Origin of the sequence: Mesorhizobium alhagi CCNWXJ12-2 (genome assembly GCF_000236565.1) — a bacterium.
GTDB lineage: Bacteria > Pseudomonadota > Alphaproteobacteria > Rhizobiales > Rhizobiaceae > Allomesorhizobium > Allomesorhizobium alhagi.
Map to the genome: position 1 here is coordinate 1 of NZ_AHAM01000067.1, position 18506 is coordinate 18506.

General features: G+C 62.9%; 15 protein-coding genes and 2 pseudogenes. 7 read left to right on the top strand and 10 right to left on the bottom strand.

The window, feature by feature from the left end:
- From MAXJ12_RS09190 to MAXJ12_RS09220, 7 genes and pseudogenes are all read right to left on the bottom strand, one after another.
- A pseudogene (locus tag MAXJ12_RS09190) lies at nucleotides 1-288 on the bottom strand (DUF1236 domain-containing protein); the annotation flags it as partial.
- A gap of 168 nt (nucleotides 289-456) precedes the next feature.
- Nucleotides 457-2136 (bottom strand): formate--tetrahydrofolate ligase, encoded by a 1680-nt coding sequence (locus MAXJ12_RS09195; protein WP_008835549.1) that lies wholly within the window; start codon nucleotides 2134-2136, stop codon nucleotides 457-459.
- A gap of 222 nt (nucleotides 2137-2358) precedes the next feature.
- Nucleotides 2359-3510 carry a DUF2333 family protein gene (locus tag MAXJ12_RS09200; RefSeq protein ID WP_008835550.1) on the bottom strand — a complete coding sequence of 384 codons (1152 nt, stop codon included), beginning with the start codon at nucleotides 3508-3510 and terminating at the stop codon, nucleotides 2359-2361.
- A gap of 23 nt (nucleotides 3511-3533) precedes the next feature.
- A complete protein-coding gene (locus tag MAXJ12_RS09205) occupies nucleotides 3534-4820 on the bottom strand; it encodes a DUF6638 family protein (RefSeq protein ID WP_008835551.1) in 1287 nt (428 codons plus the stop codon).
- Nucleotides 4821-5064: 244 nt separating this feature from the next.
- Nucleotides 5065-6975 (bottom strand): AAA family ATPase, encoded by a 1911-nt coding sequence (locus tag MAXJ12_RS09210; protein ID WP_008835552.1) that lies wholly within the window; start codon nucleotides 6973-6975, stop codon nucleotides 5065-5067.
- A gap of 177 nt (nucleotides 6976-7152) precedes the next feature.
- Nucleotides 7153-8298, bottom strand: coding sequence for a hypothetical protein (locus MAXJ12_RS09215; protein ID WP_008835553.1), 1146 nt, complete (start codon nucleotides 8296-8298; stop codon nucleotides 7153-7155).
- Nucleotides 8299-8441: 143 nt separating this feature from the next.
- Nucleotides 8442-9530, bottom strand: a complete 1089-nt coding sequence (locus MAXJ12_RS09220) for a coiled-coil domain-containing protein (RefSeq protein WP_008835554.1) — start codon at nucleotides 9528-9530, stop codon at nucleotides 8442-8444.
- Nucleotides 9531-9802: 272 nt separating this feature from the next.
- Between MAXJ12_RS09220 and MAXJ12_RS09225 the strand changes: the two genes are divergently transcribed.
- From MAXJ12_RS09225 to MAXJ12_RS09240, 4 genes are all read left to right on the top strand, one after another.
- Nucleotides 9803-10750, top strand: coding sequence for a choline ABC transporter substrate-binding protein (locus MAXJ12_RS09225; protein WP_008835555.1), 948 nt, complete (start codon nucleotides 9803-9805; stop codon nucleotides 10748-10750).
- Between the two features lie 151 nt (nucleotides 10751-10901).
- Nucleotides 10902-11756, top strand: coding sequence for a choline ABC transporter permease subunit (gene choW / locus MAXJ12_RS09230; protein WP_008835556.1), 855 nt, complete (start codon nucleotides 10902-10904; stop codon nucleotides 11754-11756).
- Nucleotides 11753-12937 carry a choline ABC transporter ATP-binding protein gene (gene choV / locus MAXJ12_RS09235; protein WP_008835557.1) on the top strand — a complete coding sequence of 395 codons (1185 nt, stop codon included), beginning with the start codon at nucleotides 11753-11755 and terminating at the stop codon, nucleotides 12935-12937. The genes choW and choV overlap by 4 nt, the downstream gene beginning before the upstream one ends.
- A 179-nt stretch (nucleotides 12938-13116) precedes the next feature.
- Entirely contained in the window at nucleotides 13117-13746 is a 630-nt protein-coding gene (locus tag MAXJ12_RS09240) for an alpha/beta fold hydrolase (protein ID WP_008835558.1), read from the top strand.
- Nucleotides 13747-13863: 117 nt separating this feature from the next.
- On the opposite strand, the gene MAXJ12_RS09245 is transcribed toward MAXJ12_RS09240, so the two are convergent.
- The gene (locus MAXJ12_RS09245; RefSeq protein WP_008835559.1) at nucleotides 13864-14292 is read right to left on the bottom strand and encodes a helix-turn-helix domain-containing protein; all 429 of its coding nucleotides are present in this window, start codon (nucleotides 14290-14292) and stop codon (nucleotides 13864-13866) included.
- Between the two features lie 68 nt (nucleotides 14293-14360).
- Between MAXJ12_RS09245 and MAXJ12_RS09250 the strand changes: the two genes are divergently transcribed.
- The 3 genes from MAXJ12_RS09250 (at nucleotide 14361) to MAXJ12_RS37585 (ending at nucleotide 16931) form a co-directional block, all read left to right on the top strand.
- Nucleotides 14361-15599 (top strand): MFS transporter, encoded by a 1239-nt coding sequence (locus tag MAXJ12_RS09250; protein WP_008835560.1) that lies wholly within the window; start codon nucleotides 14361-14363, stop codon nucleotides 15597-15599.
- A 144-nt stretch (nucleotides 15600-15743) separates the two neighbouring features.
- The gene (clpS, locus tag MAXJ12_RS09255) at nucleotides 15744-16049 is read left to right on the top strand and encodes an ATP-dependent Clp protease adapter ClpS (RefSeq protein WP_008835561.1); all 306 of its coding nucleotides are present in this window, start codon (nucleotides 15744-15746) and stop codon (nucleotides 16047-16049) included.
- Nucleotides 16050-16757: 708 nt separating this feature from the next.
- Nucleotides 16758-16931 (top strand): hypothetical protein, encoded by a 174-nt coding sequence (locus tag MAXJ12_RS37585; protein WP_008835562.1) that lies wholly within the window; start codon nucleotides 16758-16760, stop codon nucleotides 16929-16931.
- 126 nt (nucleotides 16932-17057) lie between these two features.
- Here the strand turns inward: MAXJ12_RS37585 and MAXJ12_RS09260 are convergent, their stop codons facing one another.
- Complete coding sequence (locus MAXJ12_RS09260; RefSeq protein ID WP_008835563.1) at nucleotides 17058-17702, bottom strand: carbonic anhydrase; 645 nt, start codon at nucleotides 17700-17702, stop codon at nucleotides 17058-17060.
- A 32-nt stretch (nucleotides 17703-17734) separates the two neighbouring features.
- A pseudogene (locus MAXJ12_RS09265) lies at nucleotides 17735-18506 on the bottom strand (hypothetical protein); the annotation flags it as partial.

The window sequence follows — 18506 nt, forward strand, 5'->3', positions numbered from 1 at the left end:
CGGCTCTTCGGTGGGCGTTGTGCCGGCCTGGCCTTCAGTCTCGGTTTCGGTTGTGGCGCCAGCCTGACCTTCAGGCGGCATCACTTCGGTGTCGGCCTGACCCTCGGTGGTTGCGCCCGCCTGGCCTTCCATCTGCTGGCCGCCGCTCGGGCATTCGGCGCCCGGCGGGCAGGCCTGGCCGCCCGTTGTTGCGCCGCTCTGGCCTTCAGTCTGGGCCTGAGCTAACGCGACGCAGGGAGCGATCCCGAGACCAAGGGCGAACACGCTCTTGATAATGATGCCTTTCATGGAAAGTCTCCTAAGATTTCCAACGTCCCGTCGGGGTCAAAACACCTCCTGTTCGGCTTTGTTCCGAAATTCCTGATGTAAATGGGCGGCCAGCGTCCGCGGCAAAGAAAAACGCCGCCCCGAAAGGGCGGCGCTCGCAAGCCGAAAAGGCGTTGATCGATTGACCCTTTAGAACAGCCCTTCGATCTGGCCCATCTCGTTGAGGAAGATCTTCTCGGAGGAGGGGGTCTTGGGCAGGCCTGGCATGGTCATCACCTCGCCGCAGATGACCACGATGAAGCCGGCGCCGGCCGAGAGCCGCACCTCGCGCACCGGCACGGTATGGCCTGTCGGCGCGCCACGCAGGTTCGGATCGGTCGAAAAGGAATACTGCGTCTTGGCCATGCACACCGGCAGCTTGCCGTAGCCGGCCTGCTCCCAGGCGTGGAGCTGGTCGCGCACGCTCTTGTCGGCGATCGCCTCCGAGCCGCGATAGATGCGCTGGACGATGGTGTTGATCTTCTCGAACAGTGGCATGGCGTCGGGATAGAGCGGCGCGAATTGCGAGCCGCCCGACTCGGCCAGCGCCACCACCTTGTTGGCGAGCTCCTCGATCCCGGCCGAGCCGTGCGCCCAGTGCTTGCACAGGATCGCTTCCTCGCCCATCGAGGCGACGAAGTCCTTGACCGCCTGGATTTCGGCCTCCGTGTCGGAATGGAAGTGGTTGATGGCGACCACCGCCGGAACGCCGAACTGCTTCACATTCTCGATATGGCGGCCGAGATTGGCGCAGCCCTTCTTCACCGCCGCGACATTCTCTGCGCCGAGGTCTTCCTTCTTGACGCCGCCATTCATCTTGAGCGCCCGCACCGTGGCGACGATCACCGCCGCCGCCGGCTTCAGGCCGGCCTTGCGGCATTTGATGTCGAAGAATTTTTCCGCGCCGAGATCGGCGCCGAAGCCGGCTTCCGTCACCACGTAGTCGGCGAGCTTCAGCGCCGTCGTGGTGGCGACAACCGAGTTGCAGCCATGCGCGATGTTGGCGAACGGGCCGCCATGCACGAAGGCGGGATTGTTCTCCAGCGTCTGCACCAGGTTGGGCTGCATGGCGTCCTTCAAGAGCACGGCCATCGCGCCGTCCGCCTTCAGGTCGCGGGCATAGACCGGCGTCTTGTCGCGGCGATAGGCGACGATGATGTCGCCGAGGCGCTTTTCCAGATCCTTCAGGTCGGTCGCCAGGCACAGGATCGCCATCACTTCCGATGCGACCGTGATGTCGAAGCCCGCCTCGCGCGGAAAGCCGTTGGCGACGCCGCCGAGCGAGCACAGGATCTCGCGCAGCGCCCGGTCGTTCATGTCCATGACGCGCCGCCAGACGACGCGGCGGATGTCGATGCCGAGATCGTTGCCCCAGTAGATGTGGTTGTCGATCAGCGCCGAAAGCAGATTGTGGGCCGTGGTGATCGCGTGGAAATCGCCGGTGAAATGGAGGTTCATGTCCTCCATCGGCACGACCTGCGCGTAGCCGCCGCCGGCCGCACCGCCCTTGACGCCGAAATTGGGTCCGAGCGAGGCCTCGCGGATGCAGACGATCGCCTTTTTGCCGATGCGGTTCAGCCCGTCGCCGAGGCCGACGGTCGTGGTCGTCTTGCCTTCGCCGGCCGGCGTCGGGTTGATCGCGGTAACCAGGATCAGCTTGCCGTCCCGGTTGCCCTTCACCGATTTGATGAACTCGGCCGACACCTTCGCCTTGTCGTGGCCGTAGGGCAGGAGGTGTTCGGTCGGGATGCCGATCTTGGCGCCGATCTCCTGGATCTGCTTCTTGCTGGCGGCGCGCGCGATCTCGATGTCGGATTTTACTTCGGCCATGACGTTTCCCTCGGGATTGTGGATTTGTGTCGCGAATGCGACGCCTCTCGTGGCGGGCATAGAAGCCCGACAGCTTGCCGCCGCGCCGTCTCAAAACAGTCGGAGAATGCGCGAAAAGCGACAGGGAAATTAGCGAATGGGGAGTAGCGAATAGCGAGTAGCGAATAGCAAAGGCAATAACGCGGCGGCTTGGGCCAGCGTCGTTCCCTTTTCGCTTATTCTCTACCTATCCAGCACCGACCTGACCTCGACAAGGTTCGACCGCACCCTGAGCACATAGAAGCCCATGGTGGTGAGATGCGTCGGCATGATCCAGCCATCCTCGCGGCCATTGGAAATGATCAAGGGGCGGATTGCCAGCGCGGCCTTGAGCTGGCCTTCGACATTGTCCCAGAGCGGCCCAAGCCCGCGCGAGTCGATGACCTGCCGGAAATCATGGTGAGCGGCGACCAGGATGCCGTAATAGCCGTAGAGCTGGCCGTAGGCGAACCAGAACCGGTCGTCGGCCCGCGTGTCGAACCAGCCGCTGTTGTAGTTCTGCGAGCGGTCCCGGATCATGTCGGACGTCGAGCCGATGTCGCTGGCGATGCGGTCGACGAACTGCATCAGATTGTCGGCCCGCGCGTTGAAGACCACCTCGCATTTCTGGAGCCGGTCGTTGAAGGCTCGCAGGCTGCGCGCAGCAGAGCGATAAAAACTGGGCGTTGGGGTCTTCGGTCCGAAGGGGCGAAGGCCGAAATACCATGTCTCCTCGTCGAAGGTGATCGCGCCGCGCGCGTCCTGAAGGTTCTGGTCTATCTGGCTGGTGCCGCGCACGCGCCCGAGCGTGTCGACGAGCTCTACCGAAGTCCGGCGGATCGCCTGATTGACCCCGCGCTGGAACGAAGCCTTGTTGTCGAGGAACGGCGTGCGATCCCAATCCATGCCGAAGAACCCCAATTTGTAGAGGATCATCGACGAAATCCAGGCGTTCTCGTTGACGTTGAAGTCGATGAGATCGGCGGCCACCTGGGTGATTGCCGAGGTGGTGCAGGTCTTGACCTCGCCCTCGACGTCGGCGGCGCCCTCAACTGGGGCGGTGGCGGAAGGAGCGGGCTGCGCCGGGGCGGCCGTCGGCGCCTGCGTAAAATTATATGCTTCGGCGTAGGCTGGGTTGAAATTGGTCCAGACCTGAGTGTTCCAGATGAAATAGCCGTAGAGCACGACCAGCCCGGCAATCGTCAGGCCGAGCACCGTCTTCAGGATCCAGCCGCGGTGCGTGTACCAGCGCCCCGCCCACAGGAACGGCCAGAGTATTGCGCCAATGACCAGCCCGATGCCGCGGCCGATCCACTGGAAAATCCGGGTGAAGAAATTCACGATCGGATCAAGCATAGTGCCCCCTCGATTGACGCATTCTAGTCGGTCAGGCCGTAGAGGCGCGCCCGGAACGCCTCCTTGTCCTTCAGATATGTGGTTTTCAGCGTGTTCACAACATGCCGCCGCCAAGCCTCGCCGAAGCCTTCGTAGTCCTTGTAGAAGCCCTGCTTGTTGAACACGTAGCGCGACACGAAATCGGACGGCACGAAATCCGAGATCAGCCGGTTCGTCAGCCATGCGTCGGGATGGTCCGGCTTGGCGCGGATGACCAGGAAACGATGCTGCGGAAACACCTCGTCGATCTTCAACTGGCCGAGATGCGCGATCTCGCGCTTGGCGGCGTTGAGGAAGGGAAACGTGCCGTCGCGGTTGATCAGTTCGGCATGGCCGTGGATCCAGGTTTGCAGCCAAACCCGGTCGAACTTGCCGGGGTCGACGTTCGGCTCGGCATCGCGGATAAGCGCGCCGATCGCCATCTCGGCGCGGTGCTCGAGGTAGTCCGAGGTCTCAATCCACGACGCCCGCGGCAGCTCGATGCGGCCGGTCGAAGCCAGGAAGCGGAACACCCGGTCGGCGTCGCGGATTGACAGATAGCTCACCTGCCAGGGCCGCGACCGGCGGAAACCGGGCGCCGCCGGATCGCTGATCACAGTCGTCATGTCCTTGTCGACGAACACGTAGAGCCCGCCAAAATGGCTGGTCCAGAAGGCGTTGTGGCGGAAGATCACCTGATCCGGCACCAACGCGTTTTCGCGGATGTCGCCGGTCACTTTGGCGAGCTCCACCATCCGCTCCAGCATTTTGTTGTCGCGCCAGGCGTCCGGCTCCTGCTTCAGCCGATCGACCAGCGTCGCGAGTTCCGAAGCCTTGCCGAGCACATCCTCCGCCGACAGCACCCGGAACTCGACCTGGTTGATGGAAAGAAGATCCTCGATATCATCGACCCTGGAGACCGAATCCTCGATCTCGCCGTAGATCACGTCCTTGATGGTCAACGCGTCGATGGCGCGCGAATTCTTCGAAAAGAACTCGTAGACCAACTGCGACGTGTTGGAGAACGCCGTATGCACCACCGGCAAATCGGCCTGCGCCGGGGTCAGGATGACGAAGCGGCGGTTGACCTGGTTTGGATCGAGATAGTGTGGGTCGTCCAGTTCCTCGGCGATTTGTGGCGAGAAGCCGGTACGGTCAATGTCGAATTTCTCAAGCTCGGTCGGCTTAAGCCCGAACGCCGTCAGCGCCTTGTTGTAGCGCTCGATCAGATGCGGCTCCTCGACCGGCAGCAGCCGCCCGTAGATCAGCTCATTGGCGCGCAGGAGTTCCATTTAATGCAGCCTTCCCTTCTCCCCGTTCACGGGGAGAAGGTGCCCGAAGGGCGGATGAGGGGCGAGGCCCTTCCTTCTCCCCTTGTGGGAGAAGGTGGCCGACCTTGAGCTTGCCGAAGGGGAGGTCGGATGAGGGGTGTTGGACGGAGCGCAGGCGCTGGCGTTTCTTCCAACACCCCTCATCCGTCTTGGCGCTCCGCGCCAATCCACCTTCTCCCACAAGGGGAGAAGGGAGCGCGCCACCTCAAGCATTCCACATCCCCTTCTTCTTCAACTCCTCCATCTCCCTTGCGGCGCGCTCGCGCAGTCTCGCGTCGCGCAGCATCTTCGAAACCGCAGCATCGTCCGACCGGTCCGAATAGCGGAACTCGGAATCCGCGTAGCGGTTGATCTCCTGCATCACCATGTCCATCGAGAACGGCCCGCGCAGTTCCTCGATCATGGCTTTCTTGTCGTCGTATCCCTTGTGCATGAAGGCTTCCGGCTTCTCGAACCATTCGTCGGGAAGCTCGATGTCCATGGCGCGCATCTTGATCGCATCGGTGACGTTTTTTATCGCGCGGCCGGTGAAGCGCGGCTCGGCCTCCTTGATCATGTGGAGGTAAGTTCCGACGTCGGCCATAGTTTTCGGCTCGCCGTTCTCCTTCATGAAGCGCTCATAGACCCGCATCAGCCCGTCTTCCTGAGGCTTGAAATGAGTCTCATATGCGTCTTCCACGGCGCGCTGTATCTCCTGCGCGGCATAGAGATCATGATCGCCGAGATCGATCTTGTGGTTCTTGCCGGCAAGCAGGACGAAAATGTCGATGTAGTCCTCGCGCGTCTGCGGCCCGTCTACGAGCCAGCGCGCGCCGGCGCGCTGGCGCAGCGCATCGTCGACATTTTCGGGATAGTTGGAGAACATGCCGAACGAGCAATTGCCGCGCACCACGGTCGAGGCGCCGCCAAAACTTTCCATCAGGACGCCGGTGATTTCCTGCTGGCCGGCCGAGGCCCGGTCGTCGGAGCGCTTGGCCGCGACCTGGTCGATGTCGTCGATCGTGCCGAAGCCGATGGCGCGCGGGTTCAGCACATTGTTGATGAACTGCTTGCAGCTCTGGCCGGATTTGCCCTGATAGGAGGAAATCTGGTCGACGCCGAAATTCTCGTAAACGAAGGGATAGCCGGCGACCTGGCAGTAGCCGTGCACAAGCCCGGCTATCATCTGGATCAGCGTCGTCTTGCCCGTTCCCGGCGCGCCGTCGCCGATGAAGGTGAACAGAAAGCCGCCGAGTTCGACGAAGGGGTTCATCTCGCGGTCGAAATCGTAGGCCATCAGCATCTTGGCCAGTTTCACCGCCTGGTATTTGGCGATGTGGTTGCCGACGACCTCATCCGGCTTCTTGAAGGTCATCACCAGCGGCTTCGACTTCTTGCCCGGCGCGACATCGAAGCCGTCCACCGTGAAATCGTCCGCTTCGATGCGGATATGCGCGTCCTCGAACGCGCCGAGGCCGTCGAAGCGGCTCTTGCGCGTCAAAAGCCCCTCGATCGCGATGCGGGCGAAGGCGCGGGCGCGCGTCATCAAATCGGCATCGTCCATCGCGCCGGTTATCGCCCGGTCAAGGCCGGCGATCAGCGATTTCAGCGCGTCCTGCGGCGTGTCGAACAGGAAGTCCGGCTCCTTGATGTCGTTCGGCGGCTCGCCGTCGCCGTCGATCAACTGCGCCAGATAGGAGGCGAAGCTGAACGCCGACACATAGGCCGACGCCGAGAGAAGCTTCTTGAAATGCGCGGCCGCGTCGCCTTCGAGCGGCGCACGTGCGTTTTTGGCCGTCAAGCTTTCGAGGTCGTTGCTGCGGGCAAAGACATCGCCGATGGCGAGCGCCACCGACAGGCCACGCCGCGCGCGGTAGAGCAAAGCGTGCTGCCCAATCGTCATCAACTGGTCGTCGGGCCGGATCGCCGCGACGGTCTTCGACAGCTCGATCTCGCGGGTCTTGCGTACCGATCCAGTCGACACCGTTGAAACAAATCGCCGCCCGGTGCCGGCCAGCGACGTGCCCGACTGGCCGCTCGAATCCTCCAGCACGACGATGCGCGTGATCATCGACTGTGCGGTGGCAAGATGCTTCTCGATGTCCGCTTCGGGTATCGTGGTCAGGCCGGTGTCCATGTGCATGCCCTCTGCGCAGAATAGTATGACGCCCCCTCCACCATGCTTCGCATGGTCCCCCTCCCCCGCTTTGCAGGGGAGGAACCAGCGTCGCCGCCTGATCCTCCCCCGTTTACGGGGGAGGGGGACCGCCGAAGGCGGTGGAGGGGGCGATGCGCTGCTAAGCGCGGGTATCCCTCACACATCTGAAATCACCCGGCCCTTTGACAGGATGTGAACCTTGTAGCCGAGGAAAATCTTCTGCGCCTCGCCCGCGGCGTAGAGCGCCTGATAGGCCTCGTGCGGCACAAGTGCGTGCTTTTCATAGCTCGACACGCCCTGGCGCGCGGCTTCGAGGTCGTCGGTGTTGATATAAAACTCCTCGCTTGCCGGCTCGCTCGACCACAGGCCCTTGCGGCCCGGCCGCTCGCCCTTCGAATAGATCTCCTGGATCGTCCAGGTCAGCAGCCAGGCGTTTTCCTGCTTGCGCACCTTGGACAGCACGTCGGCAACCGCCGAATTGTGCTCGGTAATGCCGGCCGTGTAGAACGGCCCGAGCACGATGCGCCGAAGCTGCTTGGGATGCAGCTCGGCAAAATCCTTGTCGAGATTGGAAGCGATCGTCGCTGGCGACAGCGTATAGGCCGAGTTCTTCTCGGTGAAATCGTCGAAGCGATGGGCAAGCTCGGGATTGAGCAGTCCGTCGACGGGCAGAGGAATTTCCACCTTTTCGCTGAGCTTGCCGTCTTCGCCGACCAGTTGCTCGACCATCGCCTTGGACGAATCCTCGACAGTGGCCATGTAGATCAGCGGCAGGTTGGCGGTACCGTCGAACGTCGCCCAATGAACGAGGTAATAGGGCCGGAAGGTTTTTGGATTGACCGAGACCTTCGCCGTCTGCGCCAGCATGAACGGCCCGAATACGACGCCGTCCTTGACGTCTTCCAGATAAAGCCGCTCGGCCATGGATTTCTGGAGGGCTGACGGAAATTCCTTGTGGCGCAGGATGAAGTCGGCCATCTCGACGCGCAACTCGCCGGGTTCGGGTATGCCGGCCAGCCGCTTCCCGGCCGTGCGGCGGTCGTTCTCCAGCTCCAGAATGTTCTGGTAGACCGGAAAGCCGCTTTCGGCGCGCGAGATCCTGAACTTGTCCATGAAGCCCAGCCGGTTCTCCCAGCAGGCGAAGGATTTTTCCAGCCGCGCTATGTATTCGGCGACCACCTTGGCGACGATGCCGTGCCGGTAGAGCGGCGAGCGGTCGTCGCGCATGAAGATTTCGAGGCCGCTGAGGGCTGCGCGGATGGCCTCGAAATAACGGGCGGCTGGGTCCGCGGGGGAGGTCATCGGGCGCCCCGTGAAGTACGGGGGGAAGAGACAAGCGGCGACGCTGACGCCCCCCTCTCCCCGTCCTTACGGGGAGAGGGTAAGGGTGAGGGGCGGGATGGAACGGAGCCCATAAACGGCGCTGCTGTCACAATCGCTGCGATCTAAGTCTGCACATAATCCGAAGCATTGTGCTTCCTCAGCACTTCCTCGAAGCGCCGCGCAAAAGCGTCGTCGGCGAGCTTCTTGCGGCGCTGGATGTCGGCGGTGGCGACCATGTTCTTCTCGTGCAGTTCGAGCAGGTCGCCTATATGCTTCTGCGCTGCCGCGCCGATGCCGGCCATGGTCTGCTCGGCGGTGTTGTCGACCTGACTGCCCAGCGTATTGATCTTGTGGGCGACGTCCTGCTGCGCAGCGGTCTTCAACGAGTCCTCCAGCGCCTTGTAGAGCACGATGCGCTGCTCGGTATCGATGGTCAGCTTGTTGATCAGCGTATTCTGCGCCGCGATCTGGTTGTTGAGCGAATCCACGAAAGTCTGGAACATCGAGGTGTAGCGCTCCAGCGTCTGGCTCTCGGCCAGTATTTCCTGCTCCTTCGCCTGCTTCTCGTTGTATTCGGTGGCGAGCTTGGAGCGTTCCGATTCGAGATCGGTGCGGTCCTTCTGGCTGGTCGATGCGGCGATGCGGTTTTCGACGTCAAGCAGCATCGGGTTCAGCTCCTCGATGCGCTTCTGCACCGCTTCGAGGTTGGCCATCGTCGCCTTGCGGCGCTCGATCACCTGGGCGAGGCTCGCTTCCGAGGTTTTGTAGCGCGCGTCGAGAACCTGCTTCTGCGCCTTCAATATGCCGACGATGGTGTCCGACTTCGACAGCAGTTCCTGCAGGTTTCCGGCCAGCGACATGTTGCGGACGCGATCGGTGCGCATGCGCTGCTTCGATTCATCCGAGAAGATGCCGACGAAGCTTTCCCAGCCGGTAAAGCTCTTCATGTTCTCGAATTCCGCGCCGAAGACGTTCGTCGCGTCCTCCAGCCCGATGATCAGGTCGGCGATGTTGCCTTCCATGATCTTCTGCTGGTTCAGCACATCCTGGATGCGGGCATTCTCGATGTCGAAATCGGCGGCGCCGATCTTCTGGTCAGTTTTGGCAAATTTTTCCAGCACCACGGCCGATTGATCGATCTTGGAGCGCATCTCCTCCACGACCTGCTTCGTCTTCTCAATCTCGGCGTCGAAATTCTGCAGTGTCGCCATAGTGGTCCCTCCAGCCTCGGCTTCAGATCGTCGGGCGAATATAGGCAGCACACAAGGCGATTGAAAGACGGTAGCAAATGCGCGGCATCGGGATTTGTCGCCCGCCGTCGTGCAACCGACAGGAGTTTGTCGCACGTGGCAAAGCGCGGGGCGCGGCACGCTCCGTCATCACGCTTGAAACCGCGCCAAAATGGTGTTTGGCTGCCGTAACACGAGCGGTAGAAGAAAACGCAATTTCCGCTTTGCCGACAGATCACAATGGGAGAATACAAATGTCGCGTATGAAAACATTCGCCGCCGGCTTCGGTCTGGCGGCATTTCTTTCCGTCGGCGCAGCGCTCGCCGCCGATCCGGAAAGCTGCAAGCCGGTGCGCTTCGCCGATGTCGGCTGGACAGACATCACCGCCACCACCGCAACCGCCTCGGTCATCCTCGAAGCGCTCGGCTATGAGCCCGACGTGCAGGTTCTTTCGGTGCCGGTCACCTACACCTCGCTCAAGAACAAGGATGTCGACGTGTTCCTCGGCAACTGGATGCCGACCATGGAAGCCGACATCAAGCCCTACCTGGAAGACAAGTCGGTCGAGACGGTGGTCACCAATCTCGAAGGCGCGAAATACACGCTCGCCGTGCCGCAGCACACCTTCGACGCCGGCCTCAAGAGCTTCGAAGACATCGCCAAGTTCAAGGACAAGCTAGACGGCAAGATCTACGGCATCGAAGCCGGCAATGACGGCAATAGGCTGATCCTCGACATGATCGAGAACGACAAGTTCGGCCTGAAAGATTTCGAACTCGTCGAAAGCTCGGAGGCCGGCATGCTGTCTGCCGTGCAGAAGGCCGCCGGCTCTGGCGAGGATGTCGTCTTCCTCGGCTGGGAGCCGCACCCGATGAACGCCAATATCGATATGGCCTACCTGTCTGGCGGCGACGACGTGTTTGGCCCGAATTTCGGCGGCGCCACCGTCCACACCAATGTGCGGGCCGGCTACACGACCGAATGCCCGAATGTCGGCGCGCTGCTCAAGAACATGGTGTTCTCGCTGGAGATGGAAAACGAGATCATGGGCGCGATCCTCAATGACGGCGCCGATCCGAAGGAAGCCGCCACCGCCTGGCTGAAGGCCAATCCGGACGCGGTCGCTCCTTGGCTGGAGGGCGTCACGACCTTCGACGGCGGCGATGCGACGGCGGCCGTGAAGGCGGCGCTGGAAGGCTGAGAACCTGACGACCGGCGCAGAGCAGCGAGGGGCTGCACGCTGACGACCCCTCTCCCCGTCCTGAGCTTGTCGAAGGATGAAGCCTGTCGAAGGATCACGGGAGAGGGTAAGGGTGAGGGGCGGCGCAACCGCCTCCGAATTGAGAGGGTGCATGGATCCGATTTCCGATTTTATCGCCGATTTCAAGATACCGATCGGCCGCTGGGGCAAGGCCTTCTTCGATTTTCTGACCACCAATTTCGAGTGGTTCTTCGACTCCATCGCCGACGGGCTGACGGTCGTGCTCGACGGGCTCGTAGATTTCCTGCTGATGATCCCCCCGGTCCTTCTGGTCGCGGCCATCGCCGCGCTCGCCTGGTATCTGCAGCGCTCCTGGAAGCTGGCGCTCGGCGTCGCGATCGGACTGCTCTTCATCGTCAACCAGGATCTGTGGCAGGAAACGGTCGAGACGCTGGTGCTGGTCGTCGCGGCCGCCGCAGCCTCCATGGCCATCGGCGTGCCGATCGGCATCTGGGCCGCGCATAGCGAGCGCGGCTACCGCTATCTCCAGCCGGTGCTCGACCTGATGCAGACCATGCCGACCTTCGTCTACCTGATCCCGGTGCTCATCCTGTTCGGCCTCGGCATCGCGCCGGGCCTCATCGTCACCGTCATCTTCGCATCGCCCGCGCCGATCCGGCTCACCTATCTCGGCATCACCTCGGTGCCCAGGCCGATGATCGAGGCCGGCGAGGCGTTCGGCGCAACGAAACGCCAGTTGCTCTGGAAGGTCGAGCTGCCGGCGGCGCTCCCCACCATCATGGCCGGGCTCACCCAGTGCATCATGCTCTGCCTCTCAATGGTCGTGATCGCCGCCCTGATCGGCGCCAACGGCCTCGGCAAGCCGGTGGTTCGGGCGCTTAACTCGGTCAACATCCCGCTCGGGCTGGAAGCCGGCCTCGCCATCGTGGTGCTCGCCATCATCCTCGACCGCATGAGCCGCATCGGCGCGGGAGCCGCCAAATGAAGCCCGCCGTCGAGTTTCGCGACGTCGACATCGTCTTCGGCGACGACAAGGCGCAGGCGCTGGCGATGATCGATCGCGGCGCGACCCGCCAGGAGATCCTGGAGAAGACCGGCACGGTGCTCGGCTGCGCCGGCGCCGGCCTCACCGTCAACGAGGGCGAGATCTCCGTCCTCATGGGCCTCTCCGGTTCGGGCAAGTCCACTTTGCTGCGCGCCGTCAACGGCCTCAACAAGGTCGCGCGCGGCAGTGTGGTGGTGCATGACGGCGACTGGTCTGCCGATGTCGTCTCCTGCGGCGACGATCAGCTGAGAAAGATCCGCCGCGAATGCGTCGCCATGGTGTTCCAGCAATTCGCGCTGCTGCCCTGGCGCACGGTTGCGGAAAATGTCGGCTTCGGCCTGGAGCTTTCCGGCGTGCCCGAGGCCGAGCGCAAGCAGCGCGTCGAGCGGCAGTTGAAGCTGGTCGGCCTCGACCAGTGGGCGCAGAAATACGCGCACGAGCTATCCGGCGGCATGCAGCAGCGCGTCGGCCTTGCCCGCGCCTTCGCCACCGAAGCGCCGATCCTTCTGATGGACGAGCCGTTCTCCGCGCTCGACCCGCTGATCCGCACGAAGCTGCAGGATGAGTTGCTGCAGCTTCAGGACACCCTGAAGAAGACCATCATCTTCGTTTCCCACGACCTCGAGGAGGCGCTGAAGATCGGCAACACCATCACCATCATGGAGGGCGGCCGCATCGTCCAGACCGGCACGCCGGAAGACATCGTGCTGCGCCCCGCCAATGATTACGTCCGCGACTTCATCGCCAATGTGAACCCGCTCTCGGTGCTCACAGCCTGGAACGTGATGCGCGACCGCCGCGATCTCGAAGCAGCGGGCGAGGGCGGCTGGCTCTGGCTCGACCGGCGCTGCACGACGCGTTTTCAGATCGACGCGAACGGGCTGGTGGAGGCCGCCGAGCGCGACGGCAAGCCTGCCGTCTGGGTCTCCTGCGACGACATCGAAAAACTTCCCGACGACGCCCCGCAGGTCTTCTGGGCCAAGCCCGGCACGACGCTGAAGACCGTGATGCTCGCCATGCACCGCTCGCAGACCGCGCCGGTAGCAATATTCGACGAAAGCTCCCGCTTCATCGGCTCCATCGGGGTGCGGGATGTGCTGAGCGCGGTGCTGAGGCGGTAGCCATCTTCCCTTCTCCCCTTGTGGGAGAAGGTGGCCGACCCTGAGCTTGTCGAAGGGGAGGTCGGATGAGGGGTGCTGGACGGAATGCAGCCGAAGGAGTTCTGTCCAACACCCCTCATCCGCCTTCACTTCGTTCAGGCACCTTCTCCCACAGGGGGAGAAGGGATAGTGGAGTATCTATGCCAGACTTCATCTTCACCGGCCCCGCCGACGCAAACGCCACCATCCTCCTCGCCCATGGCGCGGGCGCGCCAATGGATTCGGCCTGGATGAACGGCTTTGCCGACCGACTGGCGGCAAAAAACATCCGCGTCGCCCGCTTCGAATTCTCCTACATGGCCGCGCGGCGCACGGGCGTGGGACGAAAACCACCGCCGCGCGCCGAAACACTGCTCACCGAATACCGCGCCGCGGTCGAAAAACTCGGCCCGGCGCCAAAACTCTTCATCGGCGGCAAGTCGATGGGCGGAAGGGTGGCGAGCATGGTCGCCGACGCGCTCTACGCGGACAGGAAGATCGCCGGCCTCGTCTGCCTGGGCTATCCGTTCCACCCGCCCGGCAGCCCGGAAAAGCTGCGCACCGCGCATCTGGAAAAGCTCTCCGCCCCCACGCTGATCTGCCAGGGGACGCGCGACCCGTTCGGCACGAAGGAGGAAGTTTCAGGCTACCGCCTCTCGCCCACGATCTCGCTGTTCTGGCTGGAAGACGGCGACCACGATTTCAAGCCGCGCAAGGAATCCGCCGCGACGGCGAAAGGCAATCTCGATGCGGCGGTGGAGCGGGTGGCGGAGTGGCAGGGTATGTGCTGATACCATTTGGGCGAGAGCGTTCCCAAAAGGCCTCAAGCGTCGGGCTCGTGTTGGCCGAGACAATGACCTAAACATTTGGGCAGGCGTCAGCACTGGCAGAATCCAGTCGAACTCGTTTTACGTGCGGGCCTTTGCCGGCAGCTTCCGAGGGCTTCTGGTGCGCGACGCGGCTTTCATAAGCTTACGAAAAGATGGGCATTCCAGATGGCTCGGCGCTGGACAGTCGGCGACGTGGCGAAGCGCGTCACGCAACACGCGCAGGTCCACCATCTGCCGCTGCAATTCATCCGCCTTGGCGTGCAACTCTGCGCGCGGAAGATCGAGTTGGCCATCCCGCCGGAACATCGCTGCGATCTCAACGAGCGAAAAGCCGGCTGTTTTGCCCAAAGCGATGAGAGAGAGCCTTAGCAGAACATCCGGTTCGAACTGTCGCCGAAGCCCGTGCCGGCCAAAGGAGCGAATGAGGCCGATTTCCTCGTAATACCGCAGGGTCGAAGGCGGTACGCCCGTGCGCTCAGCAACTTCGCCGATATCCATCATTTTCATGCTTGACCTCAAGTTGGCTTGAAGTCGTAGCATCCCCCAAGACGACGATTTCAGCAAGGGGAATGGCGATGGCGAGCGTGGCGGACACGAAGGGAATAGCGGTGTGGAGGGACAGCCGCGCGATTGCGCTGTTGATGGCGGCGACACTGACGGTCATGGCGAATGCAGCAATCAGCCCGGCGTTGCCCGGCCTGCAGCGCCTGTTTGCGGGCGATCCCAACGCGGCCATGCTGACGCGCCTGTTGGTGCCGGCGCCATCGTTGAGCATTGCCCTGCTGGCTCCGCTGGCAGGCCTCGCAGCCGACCGGTTCGGGCGACGCCGCCTGCTACTCGCCGGCATTATGCTTTTCGTGGTCGCTGGAAGTGCCGGGCTGTTCCTGCCCGATCTGCCGACGATCTTCATGAGCCGCATTGTCCTTGGAGTCGCCGTTGCGTTAATCATGACGGCGCAAACCGCGTTGATCGGCGACTATTTCGCCGGAGAGGCGAGAAGCGCTCTGACCGGATTGCAGATCTCGGCGCGAAACTTCGGCGGCTTGCTGTTCATCCTGCTGGCCGGCTGGGTCGCCGCAATGTCCCCTCGTTTCCCATTCGCCGTCTATGGACTGGCGCTGCTGGTGCTGCCGCTGATGTGGAAGGTGATCGTCGAGCCGAATCGTGTCTTGCCAAATCGGGAAGCCGGCGCGGCAGCAGTGGGCGGGAAGCTGCCCACTTGGCGTTTGCTGTTTGTTGGGGTGGTCTTTCTCCAGGCGTTGACGAACATGTTCTTCTTCATCATGCCGACGCAGCTACCGTTCTACTTCGACGCCCAGGGCTATGACAGCGCGATAATGACGGGCGCGACCCTGAGCGTTCTGATGCTCACCGGCGGGTGTGTCGCGCTGCTCTACTCACGGATTCAGCGAGCCATCGGCTATACCGGTGTCTTCGCCTTGGGGTATGCCGCCATGGCTTCTGGTTTCCTGTTGCTGACCCTGCCGCAGGCTTCCTTGCTGAGCTTTGCCGGCGCTGCGTTGATTGGGGCTGGTTATGCGGCAGTCTCGCCCAGTTTCGTCGCTATCACGCTCAAGCTCGCGCCGCCGCAGCGCCGTGGCTTGGCAGGCGGCGTTCTGACCGCCTCCGTGTTCATCGGGCAGTTCTGCTCACCGTTGCTCAGCACGCCAATGATTATGGGCTTCGGGTATGTCGGGCTGTTCCTCGCCGCGACCGCCGTTCTGGCAGCCATGGCCGCCGCCGCATTGGTCGGCCGTGTAATGCGCTGGCACCAGGCCTCGCATCACTCTCATCGCGTTAAGCGGCTGAATTAGGTTTGATGGTGTCCATACCGGAATGTCCGTTTCTGTCGGCACAAGGTTGACTTTCGAACCAAACGTGCTGGATTCACTCAAATGGACCTAGCTGGTGCGTCATGCGAGATTGCGGGCTAGGTGCCCAACCGTGCCTGAATGCCCATGCCTTCCACCGTCACCGTACCCCGCACCAGCACCCGGCTGAAAACCGAGCGGCCGAAGCTGCACAAAGTCATCCTGATCAACGACGATTTCACGCCGCGCGAATTCGTCGTTACCGTGCTGAAAGCCGAGTTCCGCATGAGCGAGGACCAGGCGCACCGGGTTATGATCACGGCGCACCGGCGCGGTGTCTGCGTCGTCGCTGTCTTCACCAAGGATGTCGCCGAGACCAAGGCGACCCGCGCCACCGACGCCGGTAAGGCCGCCGGTTATCCGCTGATGTTCACGACCGAACCGGAGGAGTAGGCTCGCCCCTCCACCATGCTTCGCATAGTCCTCCTCCCCCGCTTCGCAGGGGAGGAACCAGCGCCGCCGCTGCGGATCCTCCCCCGTTTACGGGGGAGGGGGACCGCCGAAGGCGGTGGAGGGGGCGTTGCGACCTCAAACGTGGATAGAATCCACCTCCATTTCGGCTCGTTCGCAAAAGAACTGTTATGGAACAATGGCATAACAGCCAGCGAGAAGAATTTCGCACCCGGATTTGTCCACACCCTCCGCCTTTGCCCCATAATCCCCGGCAGTTTCTCCTGCGGGAACGCCGGTCATGACGGTGATTTGCGGGGAGGAACCGGTGTTCCGGGGAAGCGGCTAACGTGGCCGCGGAAGCGGAAGGTCGTCCAGAGTTTCCACGACTGTCCGCTAAGACGGGCGCGAGGCGCCGTATATCGCTCGCGCTGTCACGGCAAACCACCGACGCATGTCGGCAGGGCCGCAGGCTGGGAAACGGGGGGCTGAAAAATCACCGGCGGGGCGCGGAGTTCGCGCCACGTATAAAAATTAGGAAGGCGTTGGCATCGCGCCCCGCTTCCCAACTTCATTGTCAATGGCCAGACGCGAAAGCGGGCGTGGCAACGGAGAAGCTTGTGCCGAAGAACACCCTCACCAAAGCCGGCGAACGGAACCGCTTCCGTCCGCCCGTCGTTGCCCCGGCAAGCACCAGCAAAGGAGGCGATCATGGCCGACGAAATGCACAGATTGCAGAAGGACCCGCCGGAAGGCTCTCGCAAGGTGGTCGAGCGCGAGCTCAAGCGGCAGGACAAGGAGGAGACCGGCAAGGGCGGCCCTGCCGAGCGCGGCGACACGAGGCGCGAGAAAATCCAGGATAGTAAGCGCAAAATGCAGGATTAGAGCATCGTGCCGAAAAGTGGATGCCGGTTTTCGGCAAAAACGATGCGACAAAAAAGCTAGAGCGAGATGCCCGATTCCGAAATCGGGCGGCTTGCTCTAGCCCGCGCAGTTGAGGCCCGTAGCGCCTCAGTCGATCTCGGGCCGCTCGAAATCGCCGGTCTCGCGGTTCATCACCCAGAGCTCGCCGCCCGAAATGTCGAACCAGGCGCCCGAAAGCGTCAGCCGTCCCTTGTCCTCGAGGATTTTCACGCAGGGAAAGGTTCTCAGATTGGCGATCGAATAGCGGATCGAAATGCGCTCAAGCGCAGTCTGGCGCTCGCCGGCGGTCATCATGGTATTTTGCGAAACGGTGTCGGCCGCGGGCGCGACAAGGCTCATCCATTTGCCGATGAAGTCGCCGGGCGAAAGCGGCGCGGCCTCGGGGGCAAGGGCGGCGCGGATGCCGCCGCAGCGGCCATGGCCCATCACCACGATGTTCCTGACCTTCAGGCTCTGCACGGCGAATTCGAGCGCGGCCGAGGTTGAATGGTACTCGCCGTCCGGTGCATAGGGCGGCACCAGATTGGCGACGTTGCGGACCACGAAGAGTTCGCCCGGCCCGGTGTCGAAGATCGCCTCGGGCGCGGCGCGGGAATCGCAGCAGGCGATGACCATGGTCTCGGGCTCCTGCCCGTCGCGCGCCAGAGCCCGATAACGGCTGCTCTCGGCCTGGTAGCGTCCGGTCATGAAACTGCGATAACCCGTAAGCAGGCGTTCCGGCAGATGCGTCATGGTCCAGCCAGTAGCGCGGATGGCGGCCGCGATCAACGACCTTCGCGGTACCACATCGAGCCGAGCGCCAGCAGCAGCAAAGCAAGGCCGAAGAAGCCGCCGAACAGTGGCACGCGGCTGACCGATTTCAGCAGGCTGTCATTGGTGGTCCTGAGGCCGACCCAGTCGCGGCCCGCCGCATCCGCCGAACCGCGCACCGGCACGATGCCGGGCAGCGACTGGCCGGTCAGCGAAGCCAGCCTGCGCACCGAGCCGCCGCTTTCCTCGGCAGCTGGCCGCAGCACCTCTTCGGTGGAAACCGTGTCGGCGAATTCCGGCGCGTTGACGGGGCCGATATGGGCGAGCGCGGTCAGATCCCCATTGGCCACCTGGTAGAGGCCGATCTCGTCTGTCTCGACACTGCCCGAGAAGATGCCCGGTTCGGCGGCGGTCAGCGGCACGTCGAGCGCTTTGCCCGATGGCGTGATGATCTTGGCCGGGCCGGGATCGTCGCTCATCGTCTGGCGGCGTATGTCGAGCACCATGCCGCGGCCGCCGGCGGTGAGGCGCTCCTCCTCGAGATCCGGCTCCTTCATCAGCCAGTGCGCAATGCGCCGGTAGAGCGAGACATGCGGGCCGCCACCCTCGAAGCCGCGTGCCCACAGCCAGCCCTGGTCGGACAGGAACATGCCGACGCGGCCTTCGCCCTTGCGGTCGAGCAGAAGCAGCGGCCGCTCGCCGGCGCCCTTCATCACCACCTCGCCCTCGGGCTGCTCGATGCCGACCAGCCGGAACCAGCGGCTCCATTTGGGCGGCTCGGCCGCC